Source organism: Massilia sp. YIM B02769, assembly GCF_030411995.1.
Taxonomy (GTDB): domain Bacteria; phylum Pseudomonadota; class Gammaproteobacteria; order Burkholderiales; family Burkholderiaceae_D; genus Telluria.
In genome coordinates, this window is record NZ_JASNRC010000003.1 from 14,514 (window position 1) to 34,984 (window position 20,471).

21 protein-coding genes are annotated in these 20,471 nt (G+C 65.4%); 18 read left to right on the forward strand and 3 right to left on the reverse strand.

Annotated elements, in window-relative coordinates:
• The first annotated feature begins 5 nt into the window (after positions 1-5).
• The 4 genes from QPK31_RS05150 to QPK31_RS05165 all read left to right on the forward strand — a co-directional run bounded on the left by QPK31_RS05150 (position 6) and on the right by QPK31_RS05165 (position 3,747).
• Entirely contained in the window at positions 6-1,454 is a 1,449-nt protein-coding gene (locus QPK31_RS05150; protein ID WP_290421878.1) for a peptidylprolyl isomerase, read from the forward strand.
• A gap of 4 nt (positions 1,455-1,458) precedes the next feature.
• Positions 1,459-2,511 (forward strand): 4-hydroxythreonine-4-phosphate dehydrogenase PdxA, encoded by a 1,053-nt coding sequence (gene pdxA, locus QPK31_RS05155; protein ID WP_290421879.1) that lies wholly within the window; start codon positions 1,459-1,461, stop codon positions 2,509-2,511.
• An 8-nt stretch (positions 2,512-2,519) separates the two neighbouring features.
• Positions 2,520-3,299, forward strand: coding sequence for a 16S rRNA (adenine(1518)-N(6)/adenine(1519)-N(6))-dimethyltransferase RsmA (gene rsmA / locus QPK31_RS05160; protein ID WP_290421880.1), 780 nt, complete (start codon positions 2,520-2,522; stop codon positions 3,297-3,299).
• Between the two features lie 256 nt (positions 3,300-3,555).
• Positions 3,556-3,747 carry a hypothetical protein gene (locus tag QPK31_RS05165; protein WP_290421881.1) on the forward strand — a complete coding sequence of 64 codons (192 nt, stop codon included), beginning with the start codon at positions 3,556-3,558 and terminating at the stop codon, positions 3,745-3,747.
• A 179-nt stretch (positions 3,748-3,926) separates the two neighbouring features.
• Here the strand turns inward: QPK31_RS05165 and QPK31_RS05170 are convergent, their stop codons facing one another.
• Both QPK31_RS05170 and QPK31_RS05175 read right to left on the reverse strand, forming a co-directional pair.
• Positions 3,927-4,607: a hypothetical protein gene (locus QPK31_RS05170; protein ID WP_290421882.1), complete on the reverse strand. Its 681-nt coding sequence runs from the start codon at positions 4,605-4,607 to the stop codon at positions 3,927-3,929.
• A 17-nt stretch (positions 4,608-4,624) separates the two neighbouring features.
• Positions 4,625-5,269, reverse strand: a complete 645-nt coding sequence (locus tag QPK31_RS05175) for a hypothetical protein (RefSeq protein WP_290421883.1) — start codon at positions 5,267-5,269, stop codon at positions 4,625-4,627.
• Between the two features lie 221 nt (positions 5,270-5,490).
• Between QPK31_RS05175 and QPK31_RS05180 the strand changes: the two genes are divergently transcribed.
• Both QPK31_RS05180 and hrcA read left to right on the forward strand, forming a co-directional pair.
• Positions 5,491-6,219, forward strand: a complete 729-nt coding sequence (locus tag QPK31_RS05180; RefSeq protein WP_290422271.1) for an HAD family hydrolase — start codon at positions 5,491-5,493, stop codon at positions 6,217-6,219.
• Positions 6,220-6,367: 148 nt separating this feature from the next.
• Positions 6,368-7,384: a heat-inducible transcriptional repressor HrcA gene (gene hrcA / locus QPK31_RS05185; protein WP_290421884.1), complete on the forward strand. Its 1,017-nt coding sequence runs from the start codon at positions 6,368-6,370 to the stop codon at positions 7,382-7,384.
• Between the two features lie 159 nt (positions 7,385-7,543).
• On the opposite strand, the gene fur is transcribed toward hrcA, so the two are convergent.
• Positions 7,544-7,978: a ferric iron uptake transcriptional regulator gene (gene fur / locus QPK31_RS05190; RefSeq protein ID WP_229439108.1), complete on the reverse strand. Its 435-nt coding sequence runs from the start codon at positions 7,976-7,978 to the stop codon at positions 7,544-7,546.
• Between the two features lie 79 nt (positions 7,979-8,057).
• On the opposite strand from fur, the gene QPK31_RS05195 reads away from it, so the two are divergent.
• The 12 genes from QPK31_RS05195 to QPK31_RS05250 all read left to right on the forward strand — a co-directional run bounded on the left by QPK31_RS05195 (position 8,058) and on the right by QPK31_RS05250 (position 20,437).
• Positions 8,058-8,669, forward strand: a complete 612-nt coding sequence (locus QPK31_RS05195) for an outer membrane protein assembly factor BamE (protein WP_290421885.1) — start codon at positions 8,058-8,060, stop codon at positions 8,667-8,669.
• Positions 8,670-8,687: 18 nt separating this feature from the next.
• The gene (gene dapB / locus QPK31_RS05200) at positions 8,688-9,497 is read left to right on the forward strand and encodes a 4-hydroxy-tetrahydrodipicolinate reductase (protein ID WP_290421886.1); all 810 of its coding nucleotides are present in this window, start codon (positions 8,688-8,690) and stop codon (positions 9,495-9,497) included.
• A gap of 1 nt (position 9,498) precedes the next feature.
• Positions 9,499-9,825: a barstar family protein gene (locus QPK31_RS05205; protein ID WP_290421887.1), complete on the forward strand. Its 327-nt coding sequence runs from the start codon at positions 9,499-9,501 to the stop codon at positions 9,823-9,825.
• A 147-nt stretch (positions 9,826-9,972) separates the two neighbouring features.
• On the forward strand, positions 9,973-10,569 hold the full coding sequence (locus tag QPK31_RS05210; RefSeq protein ID WP_290421888.1) for a YdcF family protein: 597 nt from the start codon (positions 9,973-9,975) through the stop codon (positions 10,567-10,569).
• On the forward strand, positions 10,566-11,297 hold the full coding sequence (locus tag QPK31_RS05215) for a transglycosylase domain-containing protein (protein ID WP_290421889.1): 732 nt from the start codon (positions 10,566-10,568) through the stop codon (positions 11,295-11,297). Before QPK31_RS05210 ends, QPK31_RS05215 begins: the two co-directional genes overlap by 4 nt.
• Before the next feature lie 233 nt (positions 11,298-11,530).
• Complete coding sequence (gene leuS, locus QPK31_RS05220) at positions 11,531-14,176, forward strand: leucine--tRNA ligase (RefSeq protein WP_290421890.1); 2,646 nt, start codon at positions 11,531-11,533, stop codon at positions 14,174-14,176.
• Positions 14,177-14,179: 3 nt separating this feature from the next.
• Positions 14,180-14,692, forward strand: coding sequence for an LPS assembly lipoprotein LptE (lptE, locus tag QPK31_RS05225; protein WP_290421891.1), 513 nt, complete (start codon positions 14,180-14,182; stop codon positions 14,690-14,692).
• Between the two features lie 18 nt (positions 14,693-14,710).
• Positions 14,711-15,724, forward strand: coding sequence for a DNA polymerase III subunit delta (holA, locus tag QPK31_RS05230; RefSeq protein ID WP_290421892.1), 1,014 nt, complete (start codon positions 14,711-14,713; stop codon positions 15,722-15,724).
• Positions 15,725-15,961: 237 nt separating this feature from the next.
• Complete coding sequence (locus tag QPK31_RS05235) at positions 15,962-17,227, forward strand: glutamate-5-semialdehyde dehydrogenase (protein WP_290421893.1); 1,266 nt, start codon at positions 15,962-15,964, stop codon at positions 17,225-17,227.
• A 25-nt stretch (positions 17,228-17,252) separates the two neighbouring features.
• Positions 17,253-17,669: a CopD family protein gene (locus QPK31_RS05240; protein WP_290421894.1), complete on the forward strand. Its 417-nt coding sequence runs from the start codon at positions 17,253-17,255 to the stop codon at positions 17,667-17,669.
• Between the two features lie 242 nt (positions 17,670-17,911).
• Positions 17,912-19,129 (forward strand): class I SAM-dependent RNA methyltransferase, encoded by a 1,218-nt coding sequence (locus QPK31_RS05245; protein WP_374045779.1) that lies wholly within the window; start codon positions 17,912-17,914, stop codon positions 19,127-19,129.
• Between the two features lie 18 nt (positions 19,130-19,147).
• On the forward strand, positions 19,148-20,437 hold the full coding sequence (locus QPK31_RS05250) for a multidrug effflux MFS transporter (RefSeq protein WP_290421896.1): 1,290 nt from the start codon (positions 19,148-19,150) through the stop codon (positions 20,435-20,437).
• Positions 20,438-20,471 lie beyond the last annotated feature (34 nt).

Sequence of the window (20,471 nt, forward strand, 5' to 3'; positions counted from 1 at the left end):
AGATTATGCGTACTACCCGTTTGCATCAACTCAAGCTCGCAGCGGCGCTGCTGTGCGCGCTCACGGCCGGCACGGCCCTTGGCCAGGCGACTCCCGCGAGCACAGGCGCCCCGGCTGGCGCCGCGGCCTCCGGCACTGCCGGAGCGAGCGCTCCTTCCTCCACCGCGCCTGCGAACCCGGGCAGCGGCTTCCTGCCGCCGGCATCGAGCAACGCGAATGTCGTCGACGCCATCCGCGTGGTCGTCAACGACGAGGTCATCACCCGTAACGAAGTGCGCAATCGCGTGGCCCAGATCGTCCAGCGCCTGCGTGCCCAGAACACCCAGCTGCCGCCGCAGGCCGACCTCGAACGCCAGGTCACCGAGGCGATGATCGTCGAACGCGCCCAGGTCCAGCTGGCCAAGGAAATGGGCGTGCGCGTCGACGACCGCCAGCTCGACGCCGCCATCGGCCGCATCGCCCAGGACCAGAAGATGTCGGTCCAGGAAATGCGCAACCAGATGGAAAAAGAAGGCATGGCCTTTGCCGCCTTCCGCGAAGAGATCCGCAACGAGATCATGATGCAGCGCCTGCGCGAGCACGAGGTCGACAGCAAGATCCAGGTCTCGGACGCCGAGGTCGACACCTTCCTGGCCGCCGAAAAGGCCGCCGCCGCCGACCGCATCGAAGTCGACATCGCCCAGATCCTGGTCGGCATCCCGGCCAACGCCACGCCCGAGCAGATCGCCGCGCGCCGCGCCCGTGCCGACGAAGTGCAGCGCCAGCTGCGCACCGGCGCCGACTTCGCCAAGGTCGCCGCCACCTATTCCGACGCCGGCGACGCCCTGAAGGGCGGCGCGATCGGCTGGCGCGAGGCCGACCGCCTGCCGCCGATCTTCTCGACCGAACTGCGTAAGCTCAGCGCCGGCCAGGTAACCCCGGTCATCAAGACCAACGTCGGCTTCTACATCCTGAAGCTGATCGACAAGCGCAGCCTGGCGAGCGCCGCCACGCCGGACCAGGCCGTGGTCGAACAGACCCGCGTGCGCCACATCCAGATGCGGGCCACGCCGACCATGCCGGCGGCCGAGGTAAGGCGCAAGCTGGAAGAGATCAAGGCCAAGGTCGAGAGCAAGGCCGCCACCTTCGAGGACCTGGCGCGCCAGAACTCGCAGGACAACAGTTCGGCAAGCAAGGGCGGCGACCTGGGCTGGCAGTATCCGGGCGACGTCCCGGAGCCGTTCGAAGCCGCGATGGCGAAGCTGAAACCGAACGAGATCTCGGGCGTGGTCGAGACCCCGTTCGGCTTCCACCTGATCCAGGTCCTCGAGCGCAAGAGCGAAGACGTGACCGCGCAGAAGGAACGCAACCGCGCGCGCCAGATCATCCGCGAGCGTAAACTCGGCGAAGCCTTCGAGGACTGGGCGCGCGAAGTGCGCGACCGCGCCTACGTCGAATTCCGCGAGGAAGGCTGACATCATGGCGGTGCAGGCAGCACGTCCGGCCCTGGCGCTCACGGTCGGCGAGCCGGCCGGCATCGGCCCCGAGATCGCGATCCGCGCCGCCTGGGCGCTGCGCGAGACCGCCAACTGCGTGCTGGTCGGCGACGCCGCCTTCCTCGCGCTCACGGCCAGCCTGGTCGACCCGGCGATCCGCCTGTCGGCCCTGTCCACGCAGGCGCTGAGGAATGGCGGCCTGCCGCACTTCGGCCGCGACCGCATCGCCGTGGTCGACGTGCCGCTGGCGGCCCACGTGGTGCCGGGCCGGCTCGACCCTGAAAACGGCCGCGCGGTGCTGGCCACGCTCGATCTCGCGATCGAAGGCGTGCGGGCCGGCTGGTTCGACGCCATCGTCACCGCGCCGCTGCAAAAGAGCACCATCAACGACGCCGGCGTCGCCTTTTCCGGCCACACCGAATACCTGGCCGAGAAGACCGGCACGCCGCAAGTGGTCATGATGCTGGCCGGGCAGCCCGTCGGCGAGCAGCCTTACCTGCGCGTGGCGCTGGCCACCACCCATTTGCCATTGAAAGACGTGCCGGGCGCGATCACCGGGGAAGGCCTGGGACGCGTGCTCGACATCCTGCAGCACGACCTGAAGACGAAATTCGGCATCGCCGCGCCGCGCATCCTGGTCACCGGCCTGAACCCGCATGCGGGCGAAAACGGTTACCTGGGCCGCGAGGAGATCGAGGTCATCGAACCCGCGCTGGCGGCGGCGCAGGCGCGCGGCATCGATGCACGCGGCCCGTATCCGGCCGACACCCTGTTCCAGCCGAAGTACCTGCCGGACGCCGACTGCGTGCTGGCCATGTACCATGACCAGGGCCTGCCGGTGCTGAAGCACGCCACCTTCGGGCGCGGCATCAACGTCACCCTCGGCCTGCCCCTGATCCGCACCTCGGTCGACCACGGCACCGCGCTCGACCTGGCGGCGCAAGGCCTGGGCCATGCCGATTGCGGCAGCATGGAGGAGGCGATCCGCGCCGCCGCCGGCATGGTCGCGGCCAGCCGCACCGTACACACAACTTGAAAGCACCAATGAAACACGTTGCACGCAAGCGCTTCGGCCAGAACTTCCTGACCGATAACCACGTCCTGGGAAACATCATCGACGCCATCGGCCCGCGCCGCGGCGAGGCGATGGTCGAGATCGGCCCGGGCCTGGCGGCGATGACGGCGCTGCTGCTGAAGGAGCTCGACCACATGCACGTGGTGGAACTCGACCGCGACCTGGTGGCGCGCCTGGAAAAAGCCTACCCGCGCGAAAAGCTCACGATCCATGCCGGCGACGCGCTGAAGTTCGACTTCGGTTCGATTCCGGTCCCGGAAGGGCAGAAGCTGCGCGTGGTCGGCAACCTGCCGTATAACATCTCCAGCCCGCTGCTGTTCCACCTGGCCGACTTCGCCCACCTGGTCGAGGACCAGCACTTCATGCTGCAAAAGGAAGTGGTCGAGCGCATGGTGGCCGAGCCGGGCACCAAGGCCTACGGCCGCCTGTCGGTGATGCTGCAATGGCGCTACGACATGGCGCTGCTGTTCATCGTGCCGCCGACCGCCTTCGACCCGCCGCCCCAGGTCGACTCGGCCATCGTGCGCATGGTGCCGACGCGGCGCCAGCTGCCGGCCGACGGCCCGACCCTGGAAGCGGTGGTGCAGAAGGCCTTCTCGCAGCGCCGCAAGGTGATTCGCAACTGCGTGGCCGGCATGTTCACCGAACAGCAGCTGCTCGACGCCGGCATCGACCCGGGCGTGCGTCCGGAAGCGGTCTCGCTCGAGCAGTACGTGGCGCTGGCAAACATCCTCAAGCCGGTCCAGTAAGCCCTTTCCCTCCCAACCCGGCGGTCCGTGCGGCCGCCGCGGCCTCTTTCTCCCCGTTCTCCGCACCAGGCTGCTTGCGGCACCGCAAAAACGCGTGCGGATCCACGTTATATCGCCGCCTGGCGCGCTCTGACGCCCCCTTTTTGCAGTTCGTCGCAGGCCGATGGAAGGTGTTCGAGGTGCTTGCTAATCTACTCCCATCGAAAGCCCGAACGCACATGCCAAGGGCCAGCCACTCAACCGAAGGGAGCCTGAAATGAACGTCCTCAAACACATGGAATCGATCTTCGTCGTCGCCGCACTGCTGGTCGGCGTCAGCACCTACGCCAGCGCCGAGAGCTACAAGGCGCAAGTGCGCGCCGACTCGATGGTGGCGGTGAGCACCGGCAAGATGGCTGTGGTGAAGGTCAGCGGCAAGCGCCTGGCCTCGGTTACCAAGCTCGGTTGAGCCCGGCACGCCCGGGTCGCACGCGACGGGGCAAAAAAAAAGCCCACCGTTGCGGGTGGGCTTAAATCCAATTCTTTTCTGAGGAGAGTTGGAGGAGACAGGTAGGATTATGCTGCGCTACAACATATAAATCCAATTTTCTTTTGGAATGATCGTCATTAGCGCGGCATATATCTGTCTCAGGGTGGGGTGGCGACGCAGGTGACGTCGATGTTGCCGACTGCGTTGTCGCCCATGGTGCCGACGGCATTGACCACGCTGCAGTTGTAGCCTGCCGGGCTGCTGGTGACCGTCACGCCGTAGGTCTTGCCGTAGGTAACGGCGCCCAGGGAGTAGGGGATATCGGCCGGCGGGTTGGTCGGCGTGGTGGCGGCGGCGATGGTGGTGGTGGCGTCGCTGCCGTTGCTCAGCACGACGCTGCCGGTGACCAGGCCCTTGACGACACCGCCGATGGTCGGCGCGACCAGTGCGCAGGTATAGTCGGCGCTGATTTCCGACAGGCGGCCTGCGGTATCGCTGATGCGGCCCGATGCCACGCAGGTCTGGTGAGCCGGCTGCTTGTAGGTGACCGTGCCGTCCGCGGCGGTGCTGGCGACCTGCGGGATCACGTTATAGACCTCGCCGTATTCGAGCTGTTTCGGGAAGGAATAGCTCACGTTCGGCACGTTGCCGCTGGCGTCGGCCTTGCCGGTCTGCGTGACGGACACTTCCATGCCGTTGGTCGTCAGGACCAGCGTGCTGTTCGGCTGCAGGCCATAGACCACGCCGCCGATGGTGTAGTTCGTACCGCCGCCGCAAGAGGCGAGCGCTGCCGCCACGGCCAGGGCGGCCGCCGAGCGGATCAGAAAAGATTTTTTCAACATGTTCTCCGTAGACTTCAAACTGCCGGGACGATCGGGGTGCAGGTGACCTGGACGTTGGTGATATCGGCCTTCAGCATCGTGCCGACGCCGTTCGCGACTTCGCAGCGGCGGTCGCTCGGCTGCTGCAGGATGGTGATGCCGTACTTGCCGTCTTCCGGTACCTTGGCGAACTTGACCGGCTGCGACACGCTCGCCGGCGGGGTGTCCGGGGTCGGCAGGGCGGCCGGCGTCACTTCGACGCGGTCGGAACCGTTGATCAGGACCAGCGGCTTGTCGCTCGTCGAGCCGGCCAGGCCGGTCACGGTGCCGCCCAGTTCGTGGGTGTTGATGGTGCAGCTGACCACGATGGTGGTGATGTTGAAGGTGGCCTTGCCCTTGCCGCCAGTAACCTTGCACTCCGCCGGCGAGGCGATGTTGTCCGGTACGCTCTTCACTTCGATGTTGTAGCTCGAGTCGGCGTCGACCAGGTCGTCGAAGTAGAATTGGCCGGCTGCCGTGATCTTCTTGTCGGAGCCGCCGTTGTTCGTCAGCACCAGGTCGCCCTTGTTGATGCCGTAGACAACACCGCTGAGGTAAAACTCACCATCGCCGCCGCCACAGGAAGTCAGGCTCAGCGCGCATGCCAGCGCGAGGCCGGCACGCAATGGGGAACGAATCATAATTTCTCCAAATGAAAAGGAACGGGACAAGACGCGCAACGGCGTCCGTGCCGCGTCGAAGCTGGATTTTTGCCCATCATTTTAGTGCATTTGGCAAGCCCCGGGCTCATCGCCGTTTGTATCACGGTGTAACGGCCGGTAGCGCGGCGCGTGCGCGTTTGCATTTCGCCGCCGGCCTCGCTATGCTCGGCCCACTCCCTTGCACCCGCGATGCCGCCTTGATGCCCGCCCAGCCCCCGACCCCATCCCGCCGTCCCTGGCCACGCGCCGTCCTGTTCGACCTCGACGATACCTTGTGGCCGATCGCTCCCGTGATATTGCAGGCCGAGCAGACCCTGTTCGCGTGGCTTGCCAACAACGCCCCGCGCGTGGCCGAGCGCTTCACCATCGACAGCCTGCGCCAGGCGCGCCTGGAACTGCTGGCCAGCCGCCCGGAATTCCAGCTCGACCTGGGCGCCCTGCGCCGCGCCGGGCTGCTGGCCGCCTTCGAGCAGGCCGGTGAAGACGTGGTCAAGGTCGAACTGGCGATGGTCGAATTCTTTGCCGCGCGCAATGCCGTGACGCCCTACGACGACGTACTGCCCGGCCTGCTGCGCCTGAAGAAACGCGTGCTGCTCGGCGCGGTCACCAACGGCAATGCCGACCTGCAGACGATCGGCCTGGCCCACCATTTCCAGGCTTCGGTATCGGCGCCGCGCTTCGGCCGCGCGAAACCGGACCCGGCGATCTTCCACGCCGCCTGCGAGGCGCTCGGCGTGGCCGCGCAGGAAGCCGTGTACGTGGGCGACGACCTGATCCTGGACGTGCAGGGCGCCCAGCGCGCCGGGCTGCGCGGCGTGTGGATGAACCGCACCGCGAGCCGCCGCCACGTGGAAGAAGGCGTGCAGCCGGATGCGATCGTCGCCAACTTCGATGAACTGCTTGCCTGGCTCGGGCAGGAATACGACTGACTACGCAACTGAAGCGCAACTGAAGCGCGATTGATGCGGGACTGAAGCGCGACTGAAGCGCAGCGCAAGCGTGGCCGACTGCACAGCCGCCTGGCAAAGGTGCATAATGGAACCGGAACCACTCCCGGTTTTTCCTTCGTTTCTCTCCATGCAACTTGAACCCCGTGCCCAAACCCTGCTGAAAGCCCTGGTCGAGCGCTACATCGCCGATGGCCAGCCGGTCGGGTCGCGCGCGCTGTCGAAGATCTCGGGCCTGGACGTGTCGCCGGCCACGATCCGCAACATCATGGCCGACCTCGAGGAGATGGGCTATGTCGCCAGTCCGCACACCTCGGCCGGGCGCGTGCCCACGCCGCGCGGCTACCGCCTGTTCGTCGATACCCTGCTCACCGTGCAGCAGCTGGGCGAGGGCGGAGTCGACACCGAGCGCATGTGCCTCTCCGCCCACCAGCCGCAGAAAGTCATCGCCAACGCGGCCCAGATGCTGTCCTCGCTGACGCAGTTCGCCGGCGTGGTGCAGAGCCCGCGGCGCGAATCGGTATTCCAGCAGATCGAATTCCTGCGCCTGTCGGAAAAGCGCATCCTGCTCGTGATCGTCGACCCGCGCGGCGACGTCCAGAACCGCCTGCTGCTCACCGACGCCGACTATACGCCGGCGCAACTGGTGCAGTCGGCAAATTACCTGAACCAGAATTTCGCCGGCCTCTCGTTCGACCAGGTACGCGCGCGCCTGACCGGCGAACTGCGCCAGCTGCGCGAAGACATGGCCGGCCTGATGCAGGTGGCGGTCGAAGCCGGCAGCGAGGCGATGGCCGAGGGCGAGGACATGGTGATTGCCGGCGAGCGCAACCTGCTGTCGGTGTCGGATCTGTCGTCGAACATGACCTCCCTGCGCCAGATGTTCGAGATGTTCGAGCAGAAGACCGGCCTGATGCAGCTGCTCGACGTCTCCAGCCGCGCCGGCGGCGTGCAGATCTTCATCGGCGGCGAATCGAAGCTGGTGCCGATGGACGAGATGAGCGTGGTTACCGCGCCCTACGAGGTGAACGGCAAGATCGTCGGCACCCTGGGCGTGATCGGGCCGACGCGCATGGCCTACGAGCGCGTGATCCCGATCGTCGACATCACGGCGAAATTGCTGTCGAATGCGCTGAGCCATTCCTGACACGTTCGCGTGATTGGTCGTCGTAGGGTGGGTTCTCGAACCCACCTTGTTTGAAGCGCACACAGCGGTGGGTTCAAGAACCCACCCTACGCGTGTAAATCGACGTAAAAAAACGGCGCCGCGGCGCCGTTTCTTGTTGTTGCCAATGCAACCGGTCGATCAATTGTTCCCGCGGTGAGGGCAAGCCGTCTTGATGCAATTGCCATAGATGGCCAGCGCGTGCTCGGCGATCTTGAAGCCGCGTTCGACGGCAATCTTGTTCTGGCGCGATTCGATTTCCTCGTCGAAGAACTCTTCCACGTGGCCGCAGTCGAGGCAGACCAGGTGGTCGTGGTGCGAGCCTGCGTTCAGCTCGTAGATGGCTTTGCCGGTTTCGAAGTGGTTGCGGTTCAGCAGGCCGGCCTGCTCGAACTGGGTCAGTACGCGGTACACCGTCGCCAGGCCGACGTCCATATTGTCGGCCAACAGGATTTTGTAGACGTCTTCCGCCGTCAGGTGCCGCACTTCGCTGTTCTGGAAAATTTCCAAGATCTTGAGGCGTGGCAGGGTAGCCTTCAGGCCGCTCGCCTTCAGGTCGGTGGGTTTGTTACTCATGTTTGTTACTCGTAGATGGGCGGAGTGCTTTATGATATAGCGTTTTGGAAGCTCCCGCTTAAACGTTTTGAGGTTACTTATGCGTGTCACCGATGCCGTTGTTCGTCATTCCACAGTCCGCGCCGCACTCGCCGCGGGCCTCGCATGCACGCTGTTGCTGTCCGGCTGCGCATCCTGGCGCAACCAGACCCGGCCGGCCGCACCGGCCAGCACCGACGCCGCGAGCGTGGAAGCCGATGCCGACAAGGCAGCCGCCCTGGCCAATTCCGGTGCGCAAACGACCAAGGCGACCAAGCTGCAGAAATTCCTCTGGGTCTTCTCGCCTTATCGCCCGGACATCCAGCAGGGCAATTTCGTCTCGCAGGAAATGCTGAACCAGCTGAAGCCTGGCCAGACCCGCGACCAGGTCCGCTTCCTGCTCGGCACGCCGATGCTGGCCGACATGTTCCACGCCGACCGCTGGGATTATCCCTTCTACCTGGCGCGCGGCGACGGCGAACTGACCACCAGCCGTGTCACCGTCTACTTCAAGGACAATGTCGTCGAGCGCTTCGATGGCGGCAACCTGCCTACCGAGCGCGAGTACATCGACCGCATCGCCGGTCCGACCAAGTTCCCGAAGAAGAATGCGCCGGTCCGTCCGGTCGAGCCGGTGACGCCGGCGTCGCCTGCCACCAACAATATTCAGTAATCGAATAAGAAGTACGTCATGACGCAATTGAAAATCGCGGTTGCCGGCGCCAGCGGGCGCATGGGCCGCATGCTGATCGAGGCCATCGCCGCCGCGCCCGACGCCACCCTGTCCGGCGCCCTCGACGTCGCCGGTTCGCCCTTCATCGGCAGCGACGCCGGCGCCTTTTCCGGCCAGCTGACCGGCGTGGTCATCCACTCCGAGCTCGAGCGCGCGCTGGCCGGCGCCGACTGCCTGATCGACTTCACCCGCCCCGAAGGCACGCTGAAGCACCTCGAATACTGCGCGTCCAACGGCATCAAGGTCGTGATCGGCACCACCGGTTTCGACGAGGCCGGCAAGGAAGCGATCCGCGCCGCCGCCGAACAAGTGGCGGTGGTGTTCGCGCCGAACATGAGCGTGGGCGTGAACGTCACCCTCAAGCTGCTGGAAATGGCGGCGAAGAGCTTCGCCGAAGGCTACGACATCGAGATCATCGAAGCCCACCACCGCCACAAGGTCGACGCCCCATCGGGTACCGCGCTGAAGATGGGCGAGGTGATCGCCGACGCCCTGGGCCGCGACCTGAAGGACTGCGCCGTCTACGGCCGCGAAGGCGTGACCGGCGAGCGCGACCCGTCGACCATCGGCTTTGCCACCGTGCGCGGCGGCGACATCGTCGGCGACCACACCGTGCTGTTCGCCGGCACCGGCGAGCGCATCGAGATCACCCACAAATCCAGCAGCCGCGTCACCTACGCCCACGGCGCCCTGCGCGGCGCACGCTTCATCGCCGACAAGGCGAACGGCCTGTACGACATGCAGGACGTGCTGGGCCTGAAGGGCTGACATGGCCAGCGTCCAACTGAACGGCGCCGCCATCGTCGACGAAGCGGCCTTTCACCTTGAAAGCCGCCGCGCCTTCGGCTTCCCGGAGACCTACGGCGACAGCATCGACGCCTGGGTCGACTGCCTGAGCTATTTGCGCGACGACGAGAACATGACCCGGTTCCGCCTGAAGCCGAACGAGGTGCTGGAAATCGTCGTCACCGATGGCGAAGCATTGCAGCAACGCCTGCCCGACCTGGTCGAGGAAATCGCCTACTGCGTCGGCGGCATCAACGAGCGTTACGAAGACTACGGCGAAAAGCCGGCCCTGAAGCTGGTGCTGCGCTAAGGGGCGTTTTTTGATTGCTTGGGCCCGAGGCAGTGCCCGTAGGGTGGGCTCTTGAGCCCACGCGGATCGAGCACACCGCTAACAGTGCAGCCGCAGCTCCACCAGCCGTCGCATACGAACCGAGGTACTGCCACCGCCCGACATGCCATGACTGCCGACGACCTCCTGCGCATCTCCGACTACATCATGCCGCCCCTGCCGGCGCAGCCCTCCACGCTGGGCTTCCTGTTCGGCACCCGCCACGGCGTCGACGAATTCTGCCTCCAGACCCACGCCCTCTGGCAAGCCGGCATGTTCCGCCATCTGCTGGTCTCGGGCGGCGCCACCGGCGGCAATCCCCAGGCGGAAGCCCTGGTCATCGCCGAACGCCTGGTCCAACTCGGCGTCCCCGCATCCATCCTGATCCTGGAAACCGCCGCCACCAACACCGGCGAAAACGTGCTCCTCGGCCGCGCCAGGGTCGCCGAGACGATCGGTCTCCAGCACATCGACAGCCTGCTGGTGATCGGCAAGGTCTGCGCCATGCGCCGCTACCTGATGACCCTGGCGCGCCACTGGCCCGAACCGTGCGTGTCCGCCCATCCCGTGAATTACTTCGGCCTGCCCGCCGCGCGCTGGCACGAACACGACGAATTCCGCGCCCGCGTGCTGGGCGAGTTCGGCAAGATCCCGGGCTATTTGCAGCAAGGCTTCCTGCGCGAGATCGATGGCCTGGGCAGCTATCCCAGCGTAGAAGCCACATGAAGCGCATCAGCCGTCCGACCCGCATGCGCCGCATAAGGCAGGGCCTGGGCAAGGCCGTGCTGGCGCTGGTCCTGACGCCGGTGCTGTATCTTGCCATCGCTGCCGGCTGGGCCTCGGCATCGATCGACGACCTGCTGGCGCGCTGGCCGCAAGACGATCGGCAGGCCACCCTGACCCTGAGCCAGGCCGGCATCCTGCTGCGCATCGAAGACCCAAGCTTTTACTCGCACCATGGCCTGAGCCTGGCCGACGGGCAGGGCGTGGCCACGATTTCCTCTGCGCTGGCGCGCGAACTCTTCCTCGAAGGCCCGCGCCTGGATGGCGCCAAAGGCATGCTGCAGGCGTTCTACCGCCGCGTGTTCGACTGCTGCAAGCGCGTCGATGTCGGCCGCGACGTGATGGCGCTGGTGCTCGACGCCCACCTGTCGAAACAGCGTCAACTGACGCTGTTCGCGCAGTCGGTCTACATGGGGCGCCAGGATGGCCGCCAGGTACGCGGCCTGGACCAGGCCGCGCGCGTCTACCTCGGCAAGCCGCTGGCGAAGGTGGACGATGCCGGCATGGTGCGCCTGGTCGCCATGATCAAGGCGCCGAATGCCTACCACCCGGTGCGCGAACCGGCGGCCTTTGCCCTGCGCCTGGCGCGGGTGCGGGCGGTGCTGGATGGCCGCTGCCGCCCGGCGGGCTGGTTCGATACCGAGTACGCGCATTGCGTTGCACCGAAATGAAGCATCAGGCGTAACTGGTCACGCTCGGGGAAAGGCGCGGCCCTGCTACGCCGCAGTGCAAGATGAACCAGTATAATGTCCTGTTAAAGCGCCTAACCAACCCGCCATGCCTGCGTTGCATCGTCTTGCCGTACTAGCGTACTGTCTTCGACGACGCGTCGGGGGGCCGCATCCCTTGGCCTAACGGCTTTGTTAGCCGCTTTCCACTTTCAAAATTTCTTCCGCAGAACATCATGCAAGATAAATATAGTCCAGCCGAAGTTGAACAGGCCGCCCAGGCGTACTGGAAGTCGATCGACGCCTACAAAGCCGTCGAGAACGACCCACGTTTCCCGAAAGGCAAGTACTACGCCTGTTCGATGCTGCCTTACCCATCCGGCAAGCTGCACATGGGCCATGTGCGCAACTATACGATCAACGACGTGATGTACCGCTACCTGCGGATGAACGGCTACAACGTGCTGATGCCGATGGGCTGGGACGCCTTCGGCATGCCGGCCGAGAACGCGGCCATGGCCAACAACGTGCCGCCGGCCGAGTGGACCTATTCGAACATCGCCCACATGCGCGGGCAGATGGAATCGATGGGCCTGGCCATCGACTGGTCGCGCGAAATGACCGCCTGCAAGCCGGAATACTACAAGTGGAACCAGTGGATGTTCCTGAAGATGCTCGAAAAGGGCATCATCTACCAGAAGACCGGCACCGTGAACTGGGACCCGGTCGACCAGACCGTGCTCGCCAACGAACAGGTCGTCGACGGCAAGGGCTGGCGTTCGGGCGCGACGATCGAGAAGCGCGAAATCCCGATGTACTACGTGCGCATCACCGACTACGCCGACGAGCTGCTGGATTTCGTGGACAACAAGCTGCCGGGCTGGCCGGAGCGCGTGCGCATCATGCAGTCGAACTGGATCGGCAAGTCCACCGGCGTGCGCTTCGCCTTCCCGCACGTGATCATGGACGATGCCGGTGAGCTGATCAACGACGGCAAGCTGTACGTCTTCACCACCCGTGCCGACACCATCATGGGCGTGACCTTCTGCGCCGTGGCGGCCGAGCACCCGCTGGCCCAGCACGCCGCGCAAAACAACCCTGAACTGCAAGCCTTCATCGCCGAGTGCAAGCTCGGTTCCGTCATCGAAGCCGACATGGCGACGATGGAGAAGAAGGGCATGCCGACCGGCCTGTTCGTCACCCATCCGGTCACCGGCGAGCAGGTGCCGGTCTGGATCGGCAATTACGTCCTGATGACCTACGGCGACGGCGCCGTGATGGGCGTGCCGGGCCACGACGAGCGCGACTTCGAATTCGCCAAGAAATACGATCTGCCGATCAAGCAGGTCGTAGCCGTCGAAGGCCAGGAATACTCGCTCGACGGCTGGCACGAGTGGTACGGCGACAAGGAGCACGGCCGCACCATCAACTCCGGCAAGTACGACGGCCTGGACTACACCTCGGCCGTGAACGCGGTCGCCGGCGACCTGGCGGCACAGGAACTGGGCGACAAGAAGGTCACCTTCCGCCTGCGCGACTGGGGCATCTCGCGCCAGCGCTACTGGGGCACGCCGATCCCGATGATTCACTGCGGCGAGTGCGGCGTGGTGCCGGTGCCGGAAAAAGACTTGCCGGTCGTGCTGCCCGAACACCTGGTCCCGGACGGCACCGGCAACCCGCTGAACAAGGACGAAGCGTTCCTGAAGTGCGATTGCCCGAAATGCGGCAAGCCCGCACGCCGCGAGACCGACACCATGGACACCTTCATCGATTCGTCCTGGTACTACATGCGCTATACCTCGCCGGGCTCGAACGATGCCATGGTCGACGCGCGCAACGATTACTGGATGCCGATGGACCAGTACATCGGCGGCATCGAGCACGCCGTCATGCACCTGCTGTACGCGCGCTTCTGGACGAAAGTCATGCGCGACTTTGGCCTGGTGAAGTTCGACGAGCCGTTCGTGAACCTGCTCACGCAAGGCATGGTGCTGAACGAGACCTACTACCGCGAAGACGCGGCCGGCAAGAAGACCTGGTACAACCCGGCCGACGTCGAGCTCACTTTTGATGACAAGGGCCGCCCGCAAAGCGCCGTGCTGAAGGCCGACGGCGAAAAAGTGGAAATCGGCGGCACCGAGAAGATGTCGAAGTCGAAGAACAACGGCATCGATCCGCAAGCCCAGATCGAGCAGTATGGCGCCGACACCGCGCGCCTGTTCACCATGTTCGCCTCGCCGCCGGAGCAGACTCTGGAATGGTCGGACAGCGGCGTCGAAGGCGCGAGCCGCTTCCTGCGCCGCGTCTGGGCCTTTGCCTATGCGCAGTCGGGTCGCATCGCCGCCGCGCTGGCCAACACCGATGGCGCCGCGACCCTGGACGAAGCGCACAAGTCGCTGCGCCGCGAAGTGCACAAGATCCTGCAGCAGGCCGACTACGACCTGAAGCGCATCCAGTACAACACCGTGGTCTCGGCCTGCATGAAGATGCTGAACACCCTGGAGCAGGCCAAGCTGGCCGAAGGCCCGGCCGGCGACGGCGTGATCGCCGAAGGCCTGTCGATCTTCCTGCGCATCCTGAACCCGGTGGCGCCGCACATCACCCACGCGCTGTGGCAGGAACTCGGCTACGCGAAAGCGCACGGCGACATCCTCGACGTGCAGTGGCCGCAGGTCGACCCGGCCGCGCTGGAGCAGGCCGAGATCGAGATGATGATCCAGGTGAACGGCAAGCTGCGCGGCTCGGTGAAGGTGCCGAAGGAAGCCGACAAGGCGGCCGTCGAGGCGGCGGCGCTGGCCTCGGAAGCGGTACAGAAGTTCGTGGAAGGCACGCCGAAGAAGGTCATCGTCGTGCCCGGCAAACTCGTCAACATCGTGGTGTAACCCATGCGCGCATCCTTCCCTTCCTTGTTGCGCGCGTTCGCCGCGCTGCTGCTGGTTTCCAGCCTGGCTGCCTGCGGCTTCCAGCTGCGTGGCTCGAACGGCTCGTACAGCATGCCGTTCCGGACCATCCACCTCGGCTTCGGCGAAGCTTCGCCGCTCGGCAATGAGCTGAAACGCAACCTGCGCGCGATCGACAATGTCGTGATCGTGCCGAAGGCGGAGGGTGCGCAGGCGCGCTTCGAGGTCGTCTCGGAAGCGCGCAACAAGGCGATCCTGTCGCTGAACAATCTGGGCCGGGTGCGCGAGTACCTGCTCAGCTACACCCTGGTGTTCCAGGTGCGCGATACCGCCGGCAACCTGATCCTGGGCCCGACCGAGATCACGCTGCGCCGCAACCTCACCTTCAGCGAGGAAGCCTTGCTGGCCAAGGAAGGCGAGGAAGCGCTGCTCTACCGCGACATGCAGTCCGACCTGGTGCAGCAGATCATTCGCCGCCTGGCGGCGATCAAGTCCTGATCAGCGGAGCAGGACCGGATGCAACTGCGGCTTGAGGCGCTCGAAGGCCATTTGTCGAAAGGCCTGGCGCCGCTGTACGTGATCACCAGCGACGAGCACCTGCTCGCGCTGGAGGCCGCCGACAAGATCCGCCGCGCCGCCCGCGCGGCCGGCCATACCGAGCGCGACGTGCTGACGGTGGAGCGCACCTTCAAGTGGGGCGAACTACTGGCGGCGAACCAGGCCTTGTCGCTGTTCGGCGACAAGAAGCTGATCGAACTGCGCATCCCCGGCGGCAAACCGGGCAAGGACGGCAGCGCAGCCCTGCAGGCTTATGCCAAGGACCTGAGTCCCGACAACCTGACCCTGATCACGCTGCCCAAGCTGGACTGGCAGACGGCCAAGGCGGCGTGGGTGACAACGCTGCAGCAGGCCGCGGTGTACATCGAGATTCCGAACGTGGAACGGGCGCAGCTGCCGGGCTGGATCGGCATGCGCCTGAGTGCCCAAGGGCAGAGCGCGGACCGCCAGAGCCTGGACTTCATCGCGGACCGCGTGGAGGGCAATTTGCTGGCGGCGCACCAGGAAATCCAGAAGCTGGGGCTGCTGCACGAACCGGGCAAGCTGACGTTCGAGCAGGTGCACGACGCCGTGCTGAACGTGGCGCGCTACGACGTGTTCAAGCTGTCGGAGGCCATGTTGAGCGGTGACGCGGCGCGGCTGGCGCGCATGCTCGACGGGCTGAAGGGGGAGGGCGAGGCGCTGCCGCTGGTCTTGTGGGCGGTGTCCGAGGAAATCCGCACGCTGCTAAAATTGAAGTCCGGGATGGCGCAGGGGCGGCCGCTCGGGGCGCTCTTGAAGGAGTACCGGATCTGGGGGCCGCGCGAGCGGATGATGGAGCCGGCCTTGCGGCGCGTGTCGCTGCCGACGCTGGAAGCGGCGCTGCAGGATGCGGCGCAGGTGGACAAGATGGTCAAGGGATTGCGCGCCAGGGCGTTCGCGGGCGATGCGTGGGATGCGATGCTGCAGTTGGCGTTGAAGGTAGCGCGGTAGAGCATTCGTTGGCCGTTCGCGGTTTCCTGGAGCCGCTGGACCTGCGGGTGCGCTGCAATTGGTTTGCATGATCCGCGTGGGCACGGAGTGCCCACCGTACGGGAGACGTTCGTAGGGTGGACGGCTTCGCCGTCCACGCGTTCACATCACGTGCGCATTCCGGCTCCGTTCAACGCACCTTTTCATCCCGAATCGTTCCCAAACGCCGCACAACCACAACGCAACTGGAACCAAACGATGGACATCACCGACTACATGCACACGCTGGGCCGTAACGCCCGGGCCGCGTCGCGGGCGATGGCGCGCGCCGATGGGGCGACGCGCAACCGCGCGCTGCTCCTGATCGCCGAGGCCATCGAGCGCGAAGCGCCGGCGCTGTGCGCCGCTAACCAACAGGATCTCGACGCCGCCCGCGCCAACGGCCTGGCCCCCGCACTGCTCGACCGCCTGGCCCTGTCCCCGGCGGCGATCGCCACCATGGTCGACGGCCTGCGCCAGATCGCCGCGCTGCCGGACCCGATCGGCGAGATCTCGAACATGAAATCGCGTCCGAGCGGCATCCAGGTCGGCCAGATGCGCGTGCCGCTGGGCGTGATCGGCATCATCTACGAAGCGCGCCCGAACGTGACGGTGGACGCCGCCGGCCTGTGCATCAAGAGCGGCAACGCGGCGATCCTGCGCGGCGGCTCGGAGGCCATCCACTGCAACCGCGCGCTGGCGAAGCTGGTGACCGAAGGCCTCGCGAAAGCCGGCCTGCCGCTGGACGCCGTGCAGGTGGTCGACACCGTCGACCGCGCCGCCGTCGGCATGCTCATCACCATGCCGCAGTATGTGGACGTGATCGTCCCGCGCGGCGGCAAGGGCCTGATCGCGCGTCTGATCGAGGAAGCGACGGTCCCGATGATCAAGCATCTGGACGGCATCTGCCACGTCTACATCGACGACAAGGCCGACATCGCCAAGGCATTGCCGATCGCCTTCAACGCCAAATGCCACCGCTACGGCACCTGCAACACGATGGAAACCCTGCTGGTGGCGCGTGCGATCGCCCCGGCGGTGCTGCCGCAACTGGCCGAACTGTACAAGACGAGGGAAGTCGAGCTGCGCGCCGACGAGGAAGCGCGCGCGCTCCTGGCCGGCTATCCGCACCTGGCCGAAGCGCTTGAAGAAGACTGGAGTACCGAATACCTGGCGCCGATCCTGGCCGTGAAGGTCGTGGCCGGCATCGAGGAAGCCATGGACCACATCGACCGCTATTCGTCGAAGCACACCGAGGCCATCGTCACCGAGGACTACAGCGCCGCACTGCGCTTCCTGCGCGAAGTGGACTCGGCTTCGGTCATGGTGAACGCCTCGACCCGCTTTGCCGACGGCTTCGAGTATGGCCTGGGCGCCGAGATCGGCATCTCGAACGACAAGCTGCATGCGCGCGGCCCGGTCGGGCTGGAGGGCCTGACCTCGCTGAAATACGTCGTGTTCGGCCACGGCGAAGTACGCAGCTGAACGATTGACCATTTAAAGGACCCGCATGCTCTACCTCTGGATCAAAGCCTTCCACATCGTCTTCATCGCCTCCTGGTTCGCCGGCCTGTTCTACCTGCCGCGCATCTTCGTGAACCTGGCCCAGGAAAACAACAACGTCGCCACCGCGCGCTTGCTGCTGATGGCGCGCCGCCTGTACCGCTTCACCACCATGCTGGCCGTGCCGGCGCTGCTGCTGGGCCTGTGGCTATGGCTGGGCTTCGGCATCAAGGGCGGCTGGCTGCACGCGAAACTGGCGCTGGTGATCCTGACGATCGGCTACCATCATGCATGCGGTTCGATCCTGAAAAAGTTCGAGGCCGGCGTGAACAAGCGCAGCCATACCTGGTTCCGCTGGTTCAACGAAGTGCCGGTGATCCTGCTGCTGCTGATCGTGATCCTGGTGGTCGTGAAGCCGTTCTGAATTTTTTGATCGCGCGGTCATCCGCGCAGCGCGTTCGCGCGTTGATGGGCGTTCGCGGCTGTGCTGGCTGTGCAATGGTGGGTACAAGTACCCACCCTACGCAGGGTGGGTTCTGGAACCCACCACGCTACCGTCGGAACGACCACTGACATAACAATTATCTGATACACCATCGTGGCTGCAAGCGACCGGCGCTTCCAGCCACATTATTTTTTCAACACCAACGGACAAAGGGTACCCCCATGACCTCATACTTTTGCCCATGCCCGCGCGGCATGGAAGCCGCACTGGCCGAAGAACTCGCCGAAATCGCGCAACAACACAGCACCACGCTGAAAGTCCACAACCAGGTCCCCGGCGGCGTGCACTGCTCGGGCACCCTGGTCGACGCCTACCGCGTCAACCTGCACTCGCGCATCGCCTCGCGGGTCTTGATGCGCATGGGCCAGCGCAGCTACAACAACGAAAACGACATCTACGACCTGGTGCTCGAGCAGCCCTGGGAAGACTGGTTCGGCGTCCACCACACGATCCGCGTCGACGTCACCGCCGTGAAATCGCCTTTGAAAAGCCTGGAATTCACGACCCTGAAGATCAAGGACGCGATCTGCGACCGCTTCCGCGACCAGTTCAACAAACGCCCGTCGGTGGACACGCGCGAGCCCGACATGCGCATCGTCGGCTTCCTGGACGCACGCAACTTCATCATCTACCTCGACACTTCGGGCGAAGCGCTGTTCAAGCGCGGCTGGCGCGAAGAGACGGGCGACGCGCCGCTGCGCGAGAACCTGGCCGCCGGCATGCTGCGCGTCTCGGGCTGGAAGCCGGGCACGCCGCTGTTCGATCCGATGTGCGGCTCGGGCACCATCCTGGTCGAAGCCGCGCAGATGGTGCAGGGCATTCCACCGGGCGCGCGCCGCCGCTTCGCCTTTGAAAAATTCGCCGACTTCGACCGCGACGCCTGGCAAGAGATGAAGGCCGCGATCAAGGCCAACCCGCTGCCGAGCGAACCGACCATCTTCGGCTCCGACATCTCGGGCGACATGGTCGCCATGACCCGCCATAACCTGAAGATCGCCGGCGTCCTGTTCGACGTGCCGCTCAAGCAGATCGAGGCCCAGCACGTGTCGCCGCCCGTGGAAGGCCCCGGCATCCTGCTGACCAACCCGCCGTACGGCGAGCGCATCGGCGTGCGCGGCGACTCGACCGTGCCGCAGGACGAGATGGCGGTCTCCTTCTATTCGGCCCTGGGCACGACGCTGAAGCAGCGCTTCGCCGGCTGGACCGTGTACCTGTTCACGGCCGACCTGTCGCTGCCCAAGCTGCTGCGCCTGAAGGAAGCGCGCAAGACCCCGTTCTTCAACGGCGCCCTCGAATGCCGCCTGTTCCGCTTCGACATGGTGGCGGGTTACAACCGCCGCGAGGAAGCGAAACCGAAGCAGGACCCGCAAGCAAACTAAGAAGCACGAAGCCACGCCATGCTGCCACCCACAGAGCCCGACGAACTGCCCAAGGACCCGGTCATCCCGGTCCCATTGCCGACCCCGCACAAGATCACCATGCTGTCGGCCGGCGGCCTGGCCACCCTGCTGGCCGGGCTGTCGATGCTGGGGCCGTTCTCGATCGACGCCTACCTGCCTGCCTTCCCGCAGATCCAGGCCACCCTGCACGCCTCCTCGATCGAGGTGCAGCAGACCCTGACCGCCTACATGCTGGCCTTTGCCGGCATGGTGCTCTGGCATGGCGCGCTGTCGGATGCCTTCGGGCGCCGCAACGTGATCCTGGTGGCGCTGGTGGTGTTCGCGATCGGTACCTTCGGCTGCGCGGCGGCGTCCTCGGTGCACTACCTGTGGGTGTTCCGCATCATGCAGGGGGTGTCTGCCGGGGCCGGCGTGGTGGTGGGGCGCGCCATCATCCGCGACCTGTATTCCGACACGGCGGCGGCGCGCCTGCTGTCGATGGTGACGATGATCTTCTCGATCGCGCCGGCCATCGCGCCGGTGCTGGGCGGCTGGATCGTGATCCTGCTCGGCTGGCGCAGCATCTTCCTGGCGCTGTGCGTGTTCACGGTCATCCTCGGCTGGATGTGCTGGCAGCACCTGCCGGAAACCGTGCCGAAGGACAAGCGCCAGCCCTTCAACCCGCGCTTCCTGGCGGGCAGCTACAGCGCCATCTTCGGCTCCTTCCTGTTCCACATGAAGGCCGGGATCACGGCGCTGAACTTCGCCGGCCTGTTCCTCTACATCACGGCCTCGCCGGTGATGCTGCCGCAGCAGCTGCACCTGGGGCCGTCGGGCTTCGCCTGGCTATTCGTGCCGACCGTGAGCGGCATCTTCCTCGGTTCGATGGCGGCCAACCGCATGGCCGGCAAGAAGAGTTTCTCTTACCAGATCTGGACCGGCTTCGCCTTCATGCTGGGCGCGGTGGCGTTCAACGTCGGCTACCACCTGTTCCTGCCGCCGGCGCTGCCCTGGACCGTGCTGCCGATGTTTTTCTTTACTTTCGGTAGCTCGATCATCGCGCCTGGCGCCACCCTGCTGGCGCTGGACCTGTTCCCGCATATCCGCGGCACGGTCGCCTCCTGCCAGTCCTTCGTCTCCACCTTGCTGGGCGCGATCGTGGCCGGCCTGATCGCACCGGCGCTATCGCATTCGGTGCTGGCGCTGGCGCTGGGGCAGGCCGGATTTGCCCTGGCGGCGCTGGCGTGCTGGGTGGTCTCGCGCCAGTACCGGCGCATCAAGGCGCGCAACGGTGGTATCGCCCGCTAAGGGTCTTTTGCAACATATTTACATTTAGGCAATA

Bases quoted from the DNA above. Each gene is read 5' to 3' on its own strand.
- QPK31_RS05195 (WP_290421885.1), top strand. From the start codon at position 8,058: ATGCGTGTCACCGATGCCGTTGTTCGTCATTCCACAGTCCGCGCCGCA.
- QPK31_RS05175 (WP_290421883.1), bottom strand. From the start codon at position 5,269: ATGATTCGTTCCCCATTGCGTGCCGGCCTCGCGCTGGCATGCGCGCTG.
- hrcA (WP_290421884.1), top strand. From the start codon at position 6,368: ATGCAACTTGAACCCCGTGCCCAAACCCTGCTGAAAGCCCTGGTCGAG.
- pdxA (WP_290421879.1), top strand. From the start codon at position 1,459: ATGGCGGTGCAGGCAGCACGTCCGGCCCTGGCGCTCACGGTCGGCGAG.
- QPK31_RS05210 (WP_290421888.1), top strand. From the start codon at position 9,973: ATGACTGCCGACGACCTCCTGCGCATCTCCGACTACATCATGCCGCCC.
- QPK31_RS05180 (WP_290422271.1), top strand. From the start codon at position 5,491: ATGCCCGCCCAGCCCCCGACCCCATCCCGCCGTCCCTGGCCACGCGCC.
- QPK31_RS05215 (WP_290421889.1), top strand. From the start codon at position 10,566: ATGAAGCGCATCAGCCGTCCGACCCGCATGCGCCGCATAAGGCAGGGC.
- QPK31_RS05250 (WP_290421896.1), top strand. From the start codon at position 19,148: ATGCTGCCACCCACAGAGCCCGACGAACTGCCCAAGGACCCGGTCATC.
- fur (WP_229439108.1), bottom strand. From the start codon at position 7,978: ATGAGTAACAAACCCACCGACCTGAAGGCGAGCGGCCTGAAGGCTACC.
- QPK31_RS05235 (WP_290421893.1), top strand. From the start codon at position 15,962: ATGGACATCACCGACTACATGCACACGCTGGGCCGTAACGCCCGGGCC.
- leuS (WP_290421890.1), top strand. From the start codon at position 11,531: ATGCAAGATAAATATAGTCCAGCCGAAGTTGAACAGGCCGCCCAGGCG.
- QPK31_RS05240 (WP_290421894.1), top strand. From the start codon at position 17,253: ATGCTCTACCTCTGGATCAAAGCCTTCCACATCGTCTTCATCGCCTCC.
- dapB (WP_290421886.1), top strand. From the start codon at position 8,688: ATGACGCAATTGAAAATCGCGGTTGCCGGCGCCAGCGGGCGCATGGGC.
- holA (WP_290421892.1), top strand. From the start codon at position 14,711: ATGCAACTGCGGCTTGAGGCGCTCGAAGGCCATTTGTCGAAAGGCCTG.
- lptE (WP_290421891.1), top strand. From the start codon at position 14,180: ATGCGCGCATCCTTCCCTTCCTTGTTGCGCGCGTTCGCCGCGCTGCTG.
- QPK31_RS05205 (WP_290421887.1), top strand. From the start codon at position 9,499: ATGGCCAGCGTCCAACTGAACGGCGCCGCCATCGTCGACGAAGCGGCC.
- rsmA (WP_290421880.1), top strand. From the start codon at position 2,520: ATGAAACACGTTGCACGCAAGCGCTTCGGCCAGAACTTCCTGACCGAT.
- QPK31_RS05150 (WP_290421878.1), top strand. From the start codon at position 6: ATGCGTACTACCCGTTTGCATCAACTCAAGCTCGCAGCGGCGCTGCTG.
- QPK31_RS05165 (WP_290421881.1), top strand. From the start codon at position 3,556: ATGAACGTCCTCAAACACATGGAATCGATCTTCGTCGTCGCCGCACTG.
- QPK31_RS05245 (WP_374045779.1), top strand. From the start codon at position 17,912: ATGACCTCATACTTTTGCCCATGCCCGCGCGGCATGGAAGCCGCACTG.